The following is a 16,298-nucleotide window of genomic DNA, read 5'->3' on the forward strand; positions in this document are numbered from 1 at the left end:
GGACATGAGCGAGTTTCGCAACATCTTTACCCGTGTCCAGGCCCGCGGGCCGGCCTATGAAGGCGTGATCGACGGGGCGGCCGCCTGGCCGCGTCAGGGCGGCATGGGCTTCTCCCATCTGCTCGGCCGTTTCGGCGACGCCCAGATCGGCCCGATCTATCTCGGCTGGACCGGCCTTGCCGCCCTGATCTTCGGCATCACCGCCTTCGAGATCATCGGTCTCAACATGTGGGCGTCGGTGAACTGGGATCCGGTCCAGTTCGTGCGCCAACTGCCCTGGCTCGCCCTGGAGCCGCCGTCGCCGAAATGGGGCATCTCGATTCCCCCCATGGCGGAAGGCGGCTGGTGGCTGCTTGCCGGCTTCTGCCTGACCGCATCGATCCTGCTCTGGTGGGTCCGCGTCTATGTCCGGGCTCGCGCCCTCGGCATGGGCACCCATGTCGCCTGGGCCTTCGCGGCGGCGATCTGGCTCTACCTGGTGCTCGGCTTCATCCGGCCGCTGATGATGGGCTCGTGGTCCGAGGCGGTGCCCTTCGGCATCTTCCCGCATCTCGATTGGACGGCCGCCTTCTCGATCCGCTACGGCAACCTGTTCTACAACCCGTTCCACTGCCTCTCGATCGCCTTCCTGTACGGATCGACGCTGCTCTTCGCGATGCATGGCGCCACGATCCTGGCGGTCGGGCGTTACGGCGGCGAGCGCGAGCTGGAGCAGATCGTCGATCGCGGCACGGCCGCCGAGCGCGCCGCCCTGTTCTGGCGCTGGACGATGGGCTTCAACGCCACGATGGAATCGATCCATCGCTGGGCGTGGTGGTTCGCGGTGCTGTGCCCGCTCACCGGCGGCATCGGCATCCTCCTCACCGGCACCGTCGTCGACAACTGGTTCCAATGGGCCGTCGACCACGGCGTGGCCCCCGCCTATCCCCTTCCCGACAAGCCGGTGGTCAACCCGGCGGCTGGAGGCTGATCATGACGCCATCCTCGAAACGCGCCGCCGCCGCCCTGATGCTCCTCGTCGGCGCCGGTCTGCTCGCCGGCTGCAAGGACCAGGTCGAGAGCAAGCAATCCGGTTATCGCGGCACCGGCATGGTGCAAGTGTCCACCGCGAAGCAGACCGCCGCGCTGGCGGCGGCCAATCAGGTCCCCGAGGCCCAACCGCCGGCCTCCCAGGAAGGCAAGCGGGCCAAGGAGGTCTACCAGAATCTCAAGGTGCTGGGCGACCTCTCGGAGGAAGAGTTCAACCGCACCATGCTGGCGATCAACGAATGGGTCGCCCCGGAGGCCGGCTGCGACTACTGCCACAATACCGAGAAGATGGAAGACGACTCGAAATACCAGAAGGTCGTCGCGCGTCGCATGATCCAGATGACGCAGCACATCAATGAGAAGTGGAAGGCCCATGTCGGCGAGGTCGGCGTGACCTGCTACACCTGCCATCGCGGCAACGGCATCCCGGCCTATAGCTGGGTGCAGAATCCCGGACCGGCCGAGGCCCAGGGCATGGCGGCGACCGGCACGGGCAAGAACAAGGCGTCCTGGACCGCCGGCATCACGGCGCTCTACGACGATCCCTTCACATCGCTCTTGACCGATCCGGGCAAGATCCGTCTGCAGACCACCTCCGCTCTGGCGCCTGGCATGTCCAAGACGATCCAGGACACCGAGATGACCTACGCGCTGATGTTCCATCTGTCGCAATCGCTCGGGGTCAATTGCGACTTCTGCCACAACAGCCGCTCCTTCTCGAACTGGAGCGAAAGCAATCCGCAGCGCGTCACGGCCTGGCACGGGCTGCGCATGGTCTCGGACATCAACAAGGACTACATCTCGCTTCTCGCGGCGGTGTTCCCCGACAACCGCAAGGGTCCGCTGGGCGATCCGGCCAAGGCCAACTGCCAGACCTGCCATCAGGGTGCCAGCAAGCCGCTGCTCGGGGCGTCGATGCTGCAGGACTACCGTCCGGCACTGGCGACCGAAACCGCGCCGAAATAGCGGCGCGGTCCCTTTCGAAGGGCGGGGCGGGACCGTTCCCAGCATGGTGCCACCCGCGGTTCAGGACCTGCCGGGACCCCCCTCGATGCCTCCGGCACGGTGGTCACCCGCCATCGAAGCGACGCCTCCCGGTCCTGAACCCCGGGGGGCGTCTTTCTGTCCGGCCGCGGCGTCAGCCCCGGCCTCGGATCGGCACCGGCGTCCGGCCTTGGCGGCACCCGATGCGCCATGCGCGACCGCTTGGCCCTGCCGCGTCCATCTTCCGAACGGGAGCGGCTCGGGTGGCCGGTCCCGCGGCCGCCGACCTGCGTCGATCCATTCTCCTGAGGAGCCGGCATGCTCGACAGTCTGTTCGCCGGAGGCCGCATGGCCGATCTCGCGCTCGCCGCCCTTCTCGTCGAGACCCTCGTGTCGCTCTGGCTCGCCCGGCGTCTCGGCCGCGGCCCGGGCGTGGCCGCGATCCTCTGCAATGCCGGTGCGGGCGCCGGGCTGCTCCTGGCCTTGCGGGCCGCCCTGACCGGCGCGGGCGCCGCCATGGTCGCCGCCGGTCTGGTCTTCGCCCTCGTCGCCCATCTTGGCGAGGTGGTTCTGCGCTGGCGGCGCCGGGACGGCTGAGGCGCCCCGCCTGACGCAGACCGCGAAGGCGCCCCGCGAGGTCCGCAATGGACGGTACTAGGCACCCGGCCTGACCCGTGTTTGATTGATGTCAATTCATATTGACGCATCAACTGTCAATCATCAAAGACACTCGGGAGGCAGGCCATGCGGATCCTTTTCGTCCATCCCAACTACCATTCGGGTGGGGCCGAGATCGCCGGAACCTGGTCGCCGTCGTGGGTTGCCTACCTGACCGGCCATCTGCGTCAGGCCGGATTCGACGATATCCATTTCATCGACGCGATGACGGACGACATCGCCGACGAGGATCTGGCCCGGCGCATCGCACGGCTGGCGCCGGATGCCGTCGGCGTCACGGCGATCACGCCGTCCATCTACAAGGCCGAGGGCGTGTTGAAGATCGCCGCGGAGGTCGTGCCGGCGGCGGTCCGCATCCTGGGCGGCGTCCATGCCACCTTCATGTACAAGCAGGTGCTGAGCGAGGCGCCGTGGGTCGATGTCATCGTCCGCGGCGAGGGCGAGGAGATCTGCACCGAACTGATGAGCGCCATCCGCGATGGCCGCTGGCCGGCCGACCGCCGCGCCATCAAGGGCCTCGCCTTCCGCGACGGCGACGAGATCGTGGCGACGCCGGCGGCGAGCACCGTCAAGGATCTGTCCAAGATCAAGCCCGACTGGTCGATCCTCGCGTGGGAGAAATACATCTACATCCCGCTCGGCACCCGCGTGGCGATCCCCAATCTGGCGCGCGGCTGCCCGTTCACCTGTTCGTTCTGCTCGCAATGGAAATTCTGGCGCGACTACCGGGTGCGCGACCCGAAGGACGTGGTCGACGAGATCGAGGATCTGGTCGTCAATCACGGCGTCGGCTTCTTCATCCTGGCCGACGAGGAACCGACCATCAACAAGAAGAAATTCGTCGCCTTCTGCCAGGAACTGATCGCGCGCGACCTGCCGCGCCGGGTCAAATGGGGCATCAACACCCGGGTCACGGACATCTATCGCGACCGCGACGAGCTGAAATTCTACCGCAGCGCCGGCCTCGTCCATGTCAGCCTCGGCACCGAGGCGGCGGCGCAGATGAAGCTCGACACCTTCAACAAGGAGACCAAGGTCGACGAGAACCGGACGGCCATCCGGCTGCTGCGCGAGGCCGACATCCTGGTCGAGGCGCAATTCATCGTCGGGCTCGACAACGAGACCCCCGAGACGCTCGAGGAAACCTACCGGATGGCCTGGGATTGGCAGCCGGATCTGGCCAACTGGTCGATGTATACGCCCTGGCCGTTCACCCCGCTGTTCCAGGAGATCAAGGACCAGGTCGAGGTGTTCGATTTCAGCAAGTACAATTTCGTCACGCCGATCATGAAGCCGGCGGCGATGGAGCGCGGCGAGCTGCTCGACGGTGTGATGAACAACTACCGCCGCTTCTACATGAAGAAGGCCCTGTTCCACTATCCCTGGCGCGGAACGGGCTTCCGCCGTCGCTATCTGCTCGGCTGCCTCTACGCCTTCCTGAAGGCCGGATTCCAGCGGACCTTCTACGATCTGGGCAAGGCGGGCTATTGGGGGCCGCAGACCAAGAAGACCGTCGACTTCCATTTCGACGAGACGCGGACGCTGGCCGAGGCCCAGCTCGACGACTGGGATGCCGCCGCCGACCGCGCCGCGCGGGCTGCCGAGCGACGCGAGGCGGTGCGCTCGCAGATGAAGGATCGGGCCGAGGTTCGCGCCTGCGGCGGCGGCGACCGGCAGCTCGAACAGGCCTGACCATGACGCCCGCACGCCGGGACGAGATCGGCCCCAACGCCATCCTGCAGTTCCTGCCGGTGATCGACCGTCAGCAGGGGCGGGAGGGGACGCGGCGGATGCTGGCGGCGGCCGGTCTGGCCGGGTCCCCGGACGGGACCCGGATGATTCCGGAGACCGAGGCAGCCGCCCTGCACCGGACGCTGCGCCGCCTGATGCCGCGACAGGCCGCCGGCATGGCCGCCGAGGCCGGGCGCGGCACCGCGGCCTATATCCTCGCCCACCGCATCCCGAAGCCCGCGCAACGGCTCCTGAAGGCCCTGCCGGCACCGCTCTCGGCCCGGCTGCTGGCCCGCGCGATCGCCGCTCATGCCTGGACCTTCGCCGGGACGGGGACGTTCCGCGCCGTCGATGCCTGGACCTTCGAGATCCGCGACAATCCGCTGATCCGCGGCGAGACGTCCCCATCGCCGCTCTGCGGCTGGAACGCCGCCGTATTCGGGCATCTCTACGCCGCCCTGGTCGACCGGACCTGCATCTGCGTCGAGACCGACTGCGCGGCGGTCACCGGCGCCCATGTCTGCCGCTTCAGGATCTGCCGCGGCCGATGAGCCGCCGCCATCGACGCGCGATCGAGGACGGATCGATCCGAGCCTGCGATCCGCCCGTCCGGCGGCGGACGGACGCAGCGCGTGATCAGGGATGGGCGATCAGCAGCACGGCGCCGGCGTGCCGATCGATCGCGGCCAGGCAGCGGTCGAGATTGTCCGGATCGAGCGCCGCGAAGCTCTCGTCCAGCACGGTCAGGGGCGCGCCCTGAAGCAGCGCACGGGCGAGATGGACACGGCTCTTCTCGCCCTGCGACAGCTGCCACGCGGTCTCGCCGACGGGCTGCATCAGACCCGCCGGCATCCGGTCGATGAGATCGCCGAGGCCGAGCTCGCGGCACAGCGCCTCGGCGGCGGCGAGGTCGGCCGGCTGCGCCGGCCAGGCCCGCCCCATCAGCAGGTTGAATGCGAGGCTGCCGGTCAGGATGTGATTCTCGTGAAACTGCGGCGCCTCGGTCGCCAGCCGCCGCCAGCCGTCGCCGAGCGTCGCCTGGTCGAGACCATCGATCGTGACCAGACCGGCATGAGGCTTGCGCAGGCCGGCGATGACCGACGCCAAGGTCGACTTGCCGCTGCCCGAGCCGCCCTCCAGCAGGATGCGCTCGCCGTGATCGATGCCGAGGCTCGCGCCGTCGAGGACCGGATCGCGGCGGGTCGGATGGGTGTAGACGACGCCGTCCAGATCGAGCAGCCGGGTGCCCGGGGGGCTGGGGGCGGCCCTGGGGGCGGCTTGCGGCAGGATGCGGCCCGGATCGGGGGCCCGGGCGCCGGCCCGGAAGAGTGGACCGACCGCCTTCCAGGCGATGGCGGCGCGCGCGAGTGCGTCGAACCCGCCGGTCATGGTGGCGAGGGCCCGCTGCGCGAACAGGACGCCGCCGACCGCGACGCCGAGCGCGGCCGGGGCCGCCGCGCCCGATACGAAGGCCGGGACGAGGCCGGCAAGACCGACCAGCAACCAGCCGCCCGGTATCAGGGCGAGAAGCCTGCCGCCGGCGGCATCCATGCGCGACGAAAGGGCAAGATAGTGGTTGGCGGCGTGGTCGTCGTGCCTGTCGCGCCGCCCGGCCTGCTCCTGGGCCAGGGCCGTCCGATGGCCGACCATGCGCTCGACCAGATCGCCGGTCAGGGCGAGACGATTGGCGGTCCATTCGGCCTGACGGTTCCAGGACCGCAGGGCCAGGACGGCCGCCACGACCAGCCAGCCGGCGAGGAGCGCGACCTGGACACCGCCGCCCGCGCCCTTGGCCAGGATCCAGAAGGCCAGGCCGATCTCGATGACGCCCGTCAAGGTCGCCAGCCCGCCGCCGATGGCGACCGCCTCGAAAGCCTGCCCCTCGATCACCCGGCCGAGCAACTGGCCGGCGCCCTCGCGGCGGACGGCGTCGACATCGAAGCGCAGCGCCCCGGCGAGCAGCCGGCCCTTCAGAAATGTGGCCAGATCGATCGACAGCGCTCCGCCGATCCACTCGCCGACGGCCCGCGCCGGCACCATGGTGATCATCAGCAGCGTCCAGGCGGCAAGCCAGCCGAGATTGAGCTGGCCCTCAAGAACGGCGGAGCCGATCAGCATCCACCCGAGAATCTCCAGACCGAAGACCGATGCGAGCAGCGCGACGGTCAGGGTCAGCCGGCGATAGGCATGGGCGTCGGCGAGATGGCGATGCAACGACGCTTCGGGCGGAAGCCGCAGCGTCCAGAGGCCGGCGACCGGAACCGATCCCAGGCGTTCGCGCAGCATCGCGCTGCGCACGATCCCGCGTCGTTCCGCAGGGATTCCGGCCCGTTCGATGACCCGATCGACGTGATCGGCGGCCGTCTGCTCCAGGCGGCCGGCAATCAGGGCCCGCAGTCGGGCGACCGGCACCCGGACCTCGCGGAGGTCCGGCGCGATCAGGCAGAGGCCCGATCCGCGTCTGCCGACGATGGCGAACACGACCGGGCGTCCGTCGAGTTCGGTGCGCACCAGCGCGGGACCGAAGGTCTGCAGCACATGGTCGAGGTCGCCGAGGGGCGTCTCGACGGCTTCGACATCGACGCCCATATGCTGGCCGGCCCAGATCATCCAGGCGGTCCAGGCGGCGCCATCGGCCGGTCCGGCGGCTGGCGGCGGCGGCATCTCGGCTGCGGCCGGTGCGAGGCCGGCGCGCCGACCGAGTTCGAGCAGCGCCTCGGCAAGGCTTTCCGGCGGCCATGCGGCAGCGGCGATCGCGTCCATGGTCAGGCGCTCTCCCGTCGGTTGGCTTGTCGGGCCTCCGCGGCGACGTCGACGAGCCCGGCCGGAACCGGGTGGATCCGGCCGTTCTGGACGCGGATGCGCCGCCAGTCGCGATTGCGCCACAGCCGTTCGCGCAGGCGGGCTTCGGCGTCGAGGAGGTCGCGGTACCGGCTGGGCGTGGATGCCAGCCGGTCGGGCGCGCCGTCCTCGACGATGCGCCCGCTCTCCACGACCAGCACGCGATCGAAGCCGAGCGTGTCGGCAACGTCGTGGGTGGCGCAAATCAGGGTCGTGCCGGCCCAGTGCCGGCGGGCGACGGCGAGGAGTTCGGAGCGCTGCCGGCGGTCGAGGCCGCGAAACGGCTCGTCGAGCAAGGCCAGGCCGACGGCGTTCTGGGCAAAGGCGCGCGCAAGGCGAACCCGCTGCCCCTGGCCGCCGGACAGGAGGGCGCCGCCTTCACCCAGCGCGGTTTGCAGACCGTCGGGAAGTCCGCCGAGCAGATCGCGCAGCTCGGCGGCGTCGAGGGCCTCGATCATCCGCCGGGTGTCGGGCATGTCGGTGGCATAGGCGAGGTTTTCGACCAGCGATCGGTTCCAGATCTGGACAGCCGGATCGACCCAGGCGATCCGGCGACGCAGATCGATCACCTCGGCCGGCCCGGCCGGACGGCCGTCGACGATCAGGCGGCCGGTGGCGAGGCGGTGCCAGCCGAGCAGCAGGCCGATCAGGCTCGACTTGCCGGCGCCGGACGGTCCGACCACGGCAATCTGCTCGCCGGCGGCGACGACCAGATCGAGGTCGGACAGAATGGTGTGTCCGGCCGCGGCAACCCGGCCGGCCTCGATGCGAAACGCCACGCCGGCCGGTACCGCGGCGACGGCTGCCGGCGCCGCTGCGGTGGCCGTCGCGGCGGCTGGCTCGGGGGCCGACAGCGGTTCCATCAGCCGCAGCAGTATGTTGCGCTGCGCCGGATAGCGCTGGGAGAGGAGGGTCAGCGTCCCGCCCAGCGCCGGCAGCTTGAGGGTCCAGTAGACGAGCAGGAGGTCCGAGCCGGCGACGCCGTCGAGGCGCTGGAAATGTGCGACAAGCAACGCTGCCGCAAGCCCGGCGCTGACGAGGGATTGGACGGCGCGGCCGAGGGTGGCGGCCGCCAGGAAGGCACGTGCGGAGCGGCTCCATTCGACCAGAAGCCCCTCATGCTGCTGCCGGACTGCGGCCTCGGCCCGATGCGCCCGGATCGGCACGAGGCCGAGCAGGGCATCGAGATAGAAGCCGGCGAGCGCACCGCCATGGATGCGCAGGCGCGCGTCGCGCTCGCTCAGGACCGGTTGGAGCAGGACCGGCACCAATGCGGCGGCGCCGGCGAGCAGAAGAGCGATCGGCGCGCTCGCCGGATCGAGAACCGCGATGGCGGCCAATGTGACGAGCAGTTCGAACACCGTCAGCAGGCCGTGCAGCGCCATGCTCGGGACCGACCGGGCCAGCTGGACCGCATGGGCACGATCGGCCATGTCGGAAACCGGCCGGCTCTGAAAATAGCGGTCGTCGAGGCGGGGCAGCTTGGCGAACAAGGCCAGCCGAAGGCGAAGCTCCATGGCGCGGCCGAACCGCAACGCTTCGGTGACGAGCGGATAGCGGATGGCGAGGCCGATCGCCAGGAAGACGAGCAGAGCGGCGGCGGCCGCGGCACGCTGGCTGCCGAGGGCGAGACCCTCGCCGATGTCGATCAGTCCGCGGAAGAGAAGCGCCTCGGCGATCGCGACGGCGCCGGCGGCGAGCGTCGCGGCGGCGAGCGCGAGCGGAGCGGTCAGCCCGTCCTCGCGCAGGCCCTGCAGCAGCGGCGCGAACGGCCGCGCCGGCGGATCCGCCAGAGCGGCCGCCAGGTCCGGCGACAGCGGCCGGTCGGTCTCGGTCCAGCGCCGCGCCGCTGCGGCCGGCGTCCGCGGCCCGGTGAACTGGACCAGGACGGCGCCGCGGAGCATCACCCGCCGCTCCCCCGCGGCAGACCCGGCGGCGTCGGGGACGACGGACCAGTAGTCGGCGGCGATCAGGCGATGGATGTCCGTCGGTGCCGCCAGCGTCTCCGCGTGCAGCGACATGACCAGTCCGAGCGCCGCTTCGCCCGGCGCGATGCCGCCGGCGGCAATGAGCGATGCCACCAGCCGAACGGCGGCGTCGAGCGCGCCGAAGGCAAACCAGCCCGGATCCGCGGTGCCGAGAGCGATCAGGCGATCGATCTCGGCGCCGGCCCCGCCGAGCGCGCGCAGGCGATGTCGGAGCGGCGCCAGAAAGGCCTCGGTGGAGGCCCAGCCACGCCAGTCGGCCGCCAGGACGCTGGTCTCGTGTCGGAACAGCTCGCCGGCGAAGCGGGCCGCCGGAACCCAGCGGCGCCCGACCGCCGGGTCCATGACCTGGAGCCAGCCCCCGACGCGCCGCCAGACGACCACGAAATGGGTTGCGCCACCCGGGCGCGCGACCACGACCAGGGCCGGCAGCAGGTCATTGCCGTTCGGCATCACGTGGTCGGCCGGCAGCAGCTGCTGTTCGGCACCGACGCCGAGATCGTTGGCGACCACCTCGAGGGCATCGATCGAGGTCCCGTCCACGTCGGTCCGGCAGGCCTCGCGCAGGCGTCCGTAGGAGACCGGAATCCGAAACCCCTCCAGGACGCATTTCAGGGCTGCGGGGCCGCAGTCCATCACGGATGTCTGCACGACCTCGGGGGCGAACCAGCGTCGGGCCGTCGTCACGACCGGTCTCCGACGGCGTGCGCCACCGTCACCGGCTCTGCGAGGATCAGTCCGACCGCGCGCAGCACCAGCGCGACGGGGGCCACGTCCTCGACGACGACCTCGATCGATCCGGGCAGGCCGTGCTGCAGGCCGACGCGGGCGGCGTCGGACGACAGTCCGAATTCGACCCGGACGCGGCCGTCGCGCACCTCGCTGGCGACCCTCGTGACCGTGGCCGAGACGGTTCCGAAGCGGGTCCACGGAAAGCCGTCGAGACGAACCACGGCAGACTGGCCCGCGCGGATGCGCCCAACCGTGGCGGCAGGGTCGAACTCCCCGACGGCGATCAGGCCGCCCTCGGGTATGACGGTGGCGACGCGCTGCCCCTCGGCCACGTAGGCGCCGCGCGACAGCGGCAGGGCATCGCCGATCCGCCCGGAGACGGGCGCGCGGACCCGATGGGCCTCGATCGCCACCGCGAGGCGCCGTGCCGCGTTGCGGCTGGCGGCGATGTCGCCCTCGAAGCCGGCCACCGATTGCAGCAGTCCCTCGATCTGCGCGTTTCGCTCGGCGGCCCGCATGCGCGCGGCGATCTCGGTCCGTCGGGTCTCGGCCACGAGGGCATCCCGGACAGCCGCGAGCCTGAGCGCATCGGCCGCCGTCCGGCTGGCCTCGACGGCCGAGGCGCTGCCGCTGGCACTCAGCTTGGCGACGCGCTTTTCGCTGTCGCGGGCGAGCTGAAGGGCGATCTCGGCTTCCAGGATGCGGCTGCGACCGCCCTCCGCGGCGGCGCGCGCCGCATCGATCTCCTGGGTCTTGGCCTCCTGGTGGGCGGCGATCTCGGCCCGAAGCGCCTCGACGCGGCGGGTCAGCGCGTCGGCGCGCGCCTCCTCCTCGGCCAGCCGAAAGCGCTCCTCGGCGGCGTCGAACTCGACCAGCACATCGCCGGCGGCAACCGCCCGGCCGATCGACAGATGCGTGGCGAGAACCGTGCTGGCCACGCGTGCCGCGACCGGATGCGGCGCATCGAGCGCTTCCAGCCGCGCACGCGTCGAAATCTCATAGACCGTGACCGAGCCGAACTGGAGCCAGGCAAGCCAGAGCGCGGCCAGGGCCAGGGCGGCCAGCCAGGCGGCGTGTGCGCGGCGCGGGCTGTCGCCCGAAAGCGATCGCAGGGTCTGGGAGAAGGGGGTCGCCACGGGTGGCCTCCGCTGGCGCGAAGGCGGTCTCCGGCGGCCGGCTGCCTTTCTCGCGACACGACGGTTAGCGGCTCGCCGGAACCGGGTGCAAGTCGTGGGGGAAGACCCAGCCGGTTGGGGCAAATGCCCCACCCACGCACCGGCCCCACCGACCCGGCCGATCGGCGGCAGCGCGCGAATAAATTCAAGATCTCATAGGCATGTGCCCGTTCGCCCGCCGGCGAGACGGCGTTGGCACGGCGGCTGCAATGAAGGGATCGAGCCCGACAGGAGCCCCGATGTCCGCCACCGACACTCTCGCCTCATCCCGGCCAGCCGATCTCCCGGTCGCCGCTCCCGCAATGGGAGTCGTGGCGGCCGGGATCGATCCGTCGGACGAATTGGAGTTGCCGGCGCCGAAGCGGATGGTCGTCCAGTATCGGACGGGGGCGGACAAGGTCCGCGTGTTGAACCTCTACTACGGCGACAAGGACGTGAGCTTCGACGATCCGGCCTTCTTCGCCTTCGGCGAGACGCTGGCGCGGCAGTCGCGGTTCCGGGCCGGCGCGGCCTGTGGCTGGGGTTCGGGCTATGCCTGGGATGCGGTGGCGCCGCTTCTTCTTGACCTGCTCGAGGCCGGGATCCTGGTGCGCGCCGATGCGTCGGTCGCGACACCGGCCTTGTTCGAGGATCGTACCCGACCGTCGCCGTTGCCGCCGGCCCCGGCCGTGCGTGCGCGCAGTTGGACCGACTGCGCGGCGATCACGCAGGAACTGACCGGTCGGGCGGTCGATCCCGGCCATCTGGAACTGATCGTGCCGATGTTCCGGATCGCCCATATCGCGGTCGATCGGGACGGACGGCAGGTCGGCGAGGCCAATGTGTTTCCCCGTGCGCTGCGTCTCGAGGCGCCGACCGAGTGGCTCGCCTGCACCTATCCGGGGACGCGCTACCGCAGCGATCGGCCGATGAACGCGACGGCACTGAAGGCCATGCGGACCCATTGGCCGCAGATGATGTCGGTCCTGCTGGCGATCCGCTCGGCCTTCCTGAAGCGCTTCCCCGAAGCGGCGGACGGCTGGACCGTCGGCCATGTCGAACGGCTCGCCGCCCTGGTTCTGGCGGTGCCGACCTACGCCCTGGTGAGATGCGACCAGCCGGTAGCGACGGGTGACCTGCACCCGGTGCTGTCGTCCGTGTTCCGGGTCACCGACGGCCTGCGCATGGCCATGCACCAGATGATGTTCGTCCCCGTCGGCGAACCGACCGTGGCGCCCGAAACGCGCGTCACGGTCGACGACATCCTCGACTATGCCGAGCGCAATCATGCGTTCCACTCCGAGACCGGGGTCTGCGCCGGGCCCCGGATCATGGTGCGCGAATTCGCCGAGACCCTGATCCTCGGGTCGACCGCGGCGCGATACGCGGATGAACCGCTCGATGCGGCCGTGGCCGACGCGCTGTCGGCCGTCGAAGCCGCGTTCGACTACGGACTCCTCGCCATGCGCGCCCACGCGGCGCTGTTCGCCGTCTGGCCGGCGACCGCGCGCGCCTACCGGGCCCTCGCGGCGGTCGCCTTGCCGGAGGCGTCGCCGGACGCCGCCCGGACCCGCAACCATCTGGCGGCGCGGATGACCGAGCTGGAGCATGCGACCTATCTCGGCCGCGAGGATTGGTGCGCGGATCGGGAGCGGGCCTATGACGACATGTATGTCTGGTGCGGCCGGGGTCTCGGCCGAGACGACCGCCTGCCCGCCCGCGGCGACGCGCCCCCGGACGCAGCCCTGGTCGCCCGCGTCGACGCGGCGATCCGCGCCGCGCGCGACTTCGGGTCCGGCCCGGACGACCCGGTGCCGGCGCTCGCGGCGGCGATCGCCGACTATCTGGTGCGCGAACGGGCGCTGCTGACCTCGGCCGCGGCGGCGCAGGACCGCGTCAACGACCGTCTCGGTCGGGCGGCGCCGGCGCGCGCCTTCGCCTCGGCCGACGTCGACATTCACAACCGCCTGCAGGGGGTCGAGCGGCCGCGGCTGCCGTATCTGCTCGACGACCTGGCGGACCTCTTCGGGATCGGTCTTTCGACCAGCCGGGAGGGCATCGAGATCGGAGCGGCCCAAGGAACGCCGCCACGATGGAATTCGGCCGGCGCAGTGCCGGCCGGACAACAGCACTGAACGTGCCATGAGGAGACGAACATGAAGATCCAGACCAACGTCCGCGCCGGCAAGCAGACCCGCGGCAGCAATGACGCCGGAAACGACACCAGCGGCTCGACCCCGGTCTATGTGCCGCCGGTGACCCGCTGCGTCGGCATCTGAAACCGACGGCCGGATCGCATCGAACCGCCGCTCTGCGGCACATGATTTCGCGAAGGGAGACGACCATGAAGATCCAGACCAATGTCCGCGCCGGCAAGCAGACCCGCGGCAGCAACGATGCCGGAAACGACACCAGCGGCTCGACCCCGGTCTACGTGCCGCCCGTGACCCGTTGCGTCGGCATCTAGGCCGGGTTCGTCCGGCTCCGCGTCCGGGTGCGCAGGCGCATCCCGGCGCGGGCCGGTTCCGGGTCCCGCGGCCGATCGGTGTCTCGCTTGATTGCTTCCCAGGCGTCATGGCTCTATCGAAGATGCAAAGGGTGACGGGGACGATCGGGGTCGTCGCACCGCCGCTTGCGGGTGCGAACGAGATGCCGAAACGCGCCTTTAATCTCAGATTGTGGTTCGCCGTCTGTGCGCTCGGCACCATCGCGGCGGTGTCCACGATGTCGGCCTATGCGGTCACCGATTTCCTGACGACGAGCCTGCTGGAACGCGAGGCGGAAGTCTCGCAGGAGTTCATGGAAAGCATCATCCGCGTCGACGGGGCCGCCATGTTCGGCGGCGAGACTTCGCAGCAGGAGCAGTCGCTCAGCTACTACGCCAGCCATATCATGAGCATGCCGGGCATCATCCGGGTCAACATCTACTCGGCGGACCGGCGGATGCTGTGGTCCAACGAGAAGCAACTGATCGGTCAGGTCTACAACGACAATCAGGAACTGGTCGCTGCCTCGAAAGGCCAGCGCGTGACCGAGATCGGCTCGGTCTCGGGCGACACCAAGGCGGAGCATGTCGCCTTGGCCGAGACGGGCCATTTCGTCGAAGCCTATATTCCGATCCGCGAGGATCGCGGCCAAGGCAAGGTTCTCGGCATCGTCGAAATCTACAAGCTGCCGCAGTCGCTCGACGCCACCATCCGGTCGGCGACCGCGATCGTCTGGTTCGCCGCGGCGCTGAGTGCGCTTCTGCTCTATTCGTCGCTCTACTGGATCGTTCAGCGCGGCGCCTTGCTGATCGAGCGCCAGCAGGACAATATCGGTCGCATGGAGGCTTTCGCCGCGATCGGCCAGATGGCCAGCGCCGTCGCCCATAGCCTGCGCAATCCGATGGCCAGCATCCGGTCGTCGGCCGAGCTCTGGCATAGCGGTCTGCCTCCGGACGAACGCTGGGCCGCCGCCGAGGTCATCGCCGAGGTCGACCGCATGGACGGCTACGTTCGCGACCTGCTCGCCTATGCGCGCGCCGAGCCGTACCAGCTGCAGGCGGTCGATTTCGCGAAGGTTGCCGGCCGCGTGATCGGCAAGTATGCCCAGGCGATCAAGCGGTATCGGATCGAGGTGGCCGGCGGCATCGAAGCCGCGCCGGTCCGCGTCATGGCGGACGAGATGCTGCTCGAGCAGGCCCTGAACAGCATCGTCACCAACGCGATCGAAGCGATGCCGACTGGCGGGCGGTTGGATCTGTCGGTCGTTCCGGCGACGGAAGCCGGCCGCGTCCGGATCGCCGTCGTCGATAGCGGAGCCGGCATCCCGGGCGAGATCATCGACCGCGTCGCCCACTCCTATTTCACCACCAAGGCGCGCGGCCTCGGTCTTGGCCTGGTGCTGGCCAAGGGCATCATCGAGCGGTTCGGCGGCCAACTGACGATCGCCAGCCAGCCCGGTGCCGGCACGACGGTCGCGATCGAGCTGAGGTCGGCCTGAATGGGCGGCGTGATCCTGATCGTCGACGACGAGCCGCTGCTCGCACGCAATATCCGCACGTTTCTGCGCAACGGCGGATACGAGGCGGAGACCGCGGACTGCATCGCGGCCGCCCTCGACCGGTATCGCGAATTGCAGCCCGATATCGTCCTGATCGACCATAACCTCCCGGATGGGACCGGACTTGCGCTGATCGGGGAGATCCGGGCGCAGGACCGGTGGACCAAGCTGGTGATGATCACCGCCCATGGCGGGGTCGACGTGGCGGTTGCGGCCATGAAGGCGGGTGCCGACGACTATCTGACCAAGCCGGTCGCGCTCGACGAGATCGGCATCCTGATCGGCAAGCTGCTGCGTCAGGCCAAGATGGAGAAGTCGCTGTCGTTTCTGCGCGCGCGCGAGCAGACCCGCAGCGGGCTCGACCGGATCGTCGGCCAGTCGCCACCGGTTCTGCAATTGAAGCAACGGATCCGGTTTCTGATCCAGGCCGAGCGCAGCGGCGACACGGCAGCCACCCAGCCCGGTCCGCCGGTGCTGATCCTTGGCGAGACCGGCACCGGCAAGGAGCTGGTCGCCCGAGCGCTGCATTTCGATGGATCGCGCGCGACGCAGCCCTTCATCGAGGTCAATTGTGCGACCCTGCCGGAGCAGCTCGTCGAATCCGAACTGTTCGGGCACGAGCGCGGTGCGTTCACGGGCGCGGGCGACCGCAAGATCGGGCTGTTCCAGGCGGCCGACGGCGGCACCCTGTTCCTCGACGAAGTCGGCGAGCTGCCGCTGTCGCAGCAGGCCAAGCTGCTCAAGGCGCTGGAAGAGCGCGTCATCCGACCCGTCGGCGGCGTCCGCGACCGACCGATCAATGTGCGCTTCGTCGCCGCCACCAATGCGGCGCTCGAGGATCGGGTCCGCCAGGGCGAGTTCCGCTCGGACCTGTTCTATCGGCTGAACACGATCACGCTCGACGTGCCGCCGCTGCGCACCCGCGGCGACGACGTCATCGCGATCGCCGAGACCTTCATGGCCGAGTTCGGGCGGCGCTACGGCCGCGCCGGATTGCGTCTGTCGGAGGGCGCGCGCCGGGCGCTCGTGCGCCACGCCTGGCCCGGCAACATTCGCGAACTGCGCAACGTCATCGAGCAGGCCAGCCTGATGTGCGCCCGCGACCAGATCGAGGATGCCG

General features: G+C 70.0%; 13 protein-coding genes. 10 read left to right on the forward strand and 3 right to left on the reverse strand.

Annotated elements, in window-relative coordinates:
* Nucleotides 1-4: 4 nt before the first annotated feature.
* From pufM to bchJ, 5 genes are all read left to right on the forward strand, one after another.
* Nucleotides 5-970 carry a photosynthetic reaction center subunit M gene (gene pufM / locus ABB55_RS15490; protein WP_054359610.1) on the forward strand — a complete coding sequence of 322 codons (966 nt, stop codon included), beginning with the start codon at nt 5-7 and terminating at the stop codon, nt 968-970.
* Between the two features lie 2 nt (nt 971-972).
* A complete protein-coding gene (gene pufC, locus ABB55_RS15495; protein WP_054359611.1) occupies nt 973-1,995 on the forward strand; it encodes a photosynthetic reaction center cytochrome PufC in 1,023 nt (340 codons plus the stop codon).
* Nucleotides 1,996-2,331: 336 nt separating this feature from the next.
* Nucleotides 2,332-2,610, forward strand: coding sequence for a hypothetical protein (locus tag ABB55_RS15500; protein WP_054359612.1), 279 nt, complete (start codon nt 2,332-2,334; stop codon nt 2,608-2,610).
* 147 nt (nt 2,611-2,757) lie between these two features.
* The gene (gene bchE / locus ABB55_RS15505) at nt 2,758-4,383 is read left to right on the forward strand and encodes a magnesium-protoporphyrin IX monomethyl ester anaerobic oxidative cyclase (RefSeq protein WP_054359613.1); all 1,626 of its coding nucleotides are present in this window, start codon (nt 2,758-2,760) and stop codon (nt 4,381-4,383) included.
* Between the two features lie 2 nt (nt 4,384-4,385).
* Nucleotides 4,386-4,973, forward strand: coding sequence for a bacteriochlorophyll 4-vinyl reductase (gene bchJ, locus ABB55_RS15510; RefSeq protein ID WP_054359614.1), 588 nt, complete (start codon nt 4,386-4,388; stop codon nt 4,971-4,973).
* Nucleotides 4,974-5,058: 85 nt separating this feature from the next.
* On the opposite strand, the gene ABB55_RS15515 is transcribed toward bchJ, so the two are convergent.
* From ABB55_RS15515 to ABB55_RS15525, 3 genes are read right to left on the reverse strand one after another with little or no spacing between them, the layout of a single operon-like run.
* A complete protein-coding gene (locus ABB55_RS15515) occupies nt 5,059-7,185 on the reverse strand; it encodes an ATP-binding cassette domain-containing protein (protein WP_054359615.1) in 2,127 nt (708 codons plus the stop codon).
* Between the two features lie 2 nt (nt 7,186-7,187).
* On the reverse strand, nt 7,188-9,935 hold the full coding sequence (locus ABB55_RS15520; protein WP_054359616.1) for an ATP-binding cassette domain-containing protein: 2,748 nt from the start codon (nt 9,933-9,935) through the stop codon (nt 7,188-7,190).
* Nucleotides 9,932-11,116, reverse strand: coding sequence for an HlyD family secretion protein (locus tag ABB55_RS15525; RefSeq protein WP_054359617.1), 1,185 nt, complete (start codon nt 11,114-11,116; stop codon nt 9,932-9,934). Before ABB55_RS15525 ends, ABB55_RS15520 begins: the two co-directional genes overlap by 4 nt.
* Nucleotides 11,117-11,394: 278 nt before the next feature.
* On the opposite strand from ABB55_RS15525, the gene ABB55_RS15530 reads away from it, so the two are divergent.
* From ABB55_RS15530 to ABB55_RS29035, 5 genes are all read left to right on the forward strand, one after another.
* The gene (locus ABB55_RS15530; RefSeq protein WP_152982064.1) at nt 11,395-13,269 is read left to right on the forward strand and encodes a hypothetical protein; all 1,875 of its coding nucleotides are present in this window, start codon (nt 11,395-11,397) and stop codon (nt 13,267-13,269) included.
* 21 nt (nt 13,270-13,290) lie between these two features.
* A complete protein-coding gene (locus tag ABB55_RS31140; protein ID WP_276326403.1) occupies nt 13,291-13,413 on the forward strand; it encodes a hypothetical protein in 123 nt (40 codons plus the stop codon).
* Nucleotides 13,414-13,478: 65 nt separating this feature from the next.
* Nucleotides 13,479-13,601 (forward strand): hypothetical protein, encoded by a 123-nt coding sequence (locus tag ABB55_RS31145; protein ID WP_276326403.1) that lies wholly within the window; start codon nt 13,479-13,481, stop codon nt 13,599-13,601.
* A gap of 182 nt (nt 13,602-13,783) precedes the next feature.
* Complete coding sequence (locus ABB55_RS15535) at nt 13,784-15,118, forward strand: sensor histidine kinase (protein ID WP_210168256.1); 1,335 nt, start codon at nt 13,784-13,786, stop codon at nt 15,116-15,118.
* A partial coding sequence (locus tag ABB55_RS29035) for a sigma-54-dependent transcriptional regulator (protein WP_160321248.1) occupies nt 15,119-16,298 on the forward strand: 1,180 nt, incomplete at its 3' end.

This window comes from Prosthecodimorpha hirschii (assembly GCF_001305515.1).
In the GTDB taxonomy this organism is placed as follows: Bacteria; Pseudomonadota; Alphaproteobacteria; order Rhizobiales; family Ancalomicrobiaceae; genus Prosthecodimorpha; species Prosthecodimorpha hirschii.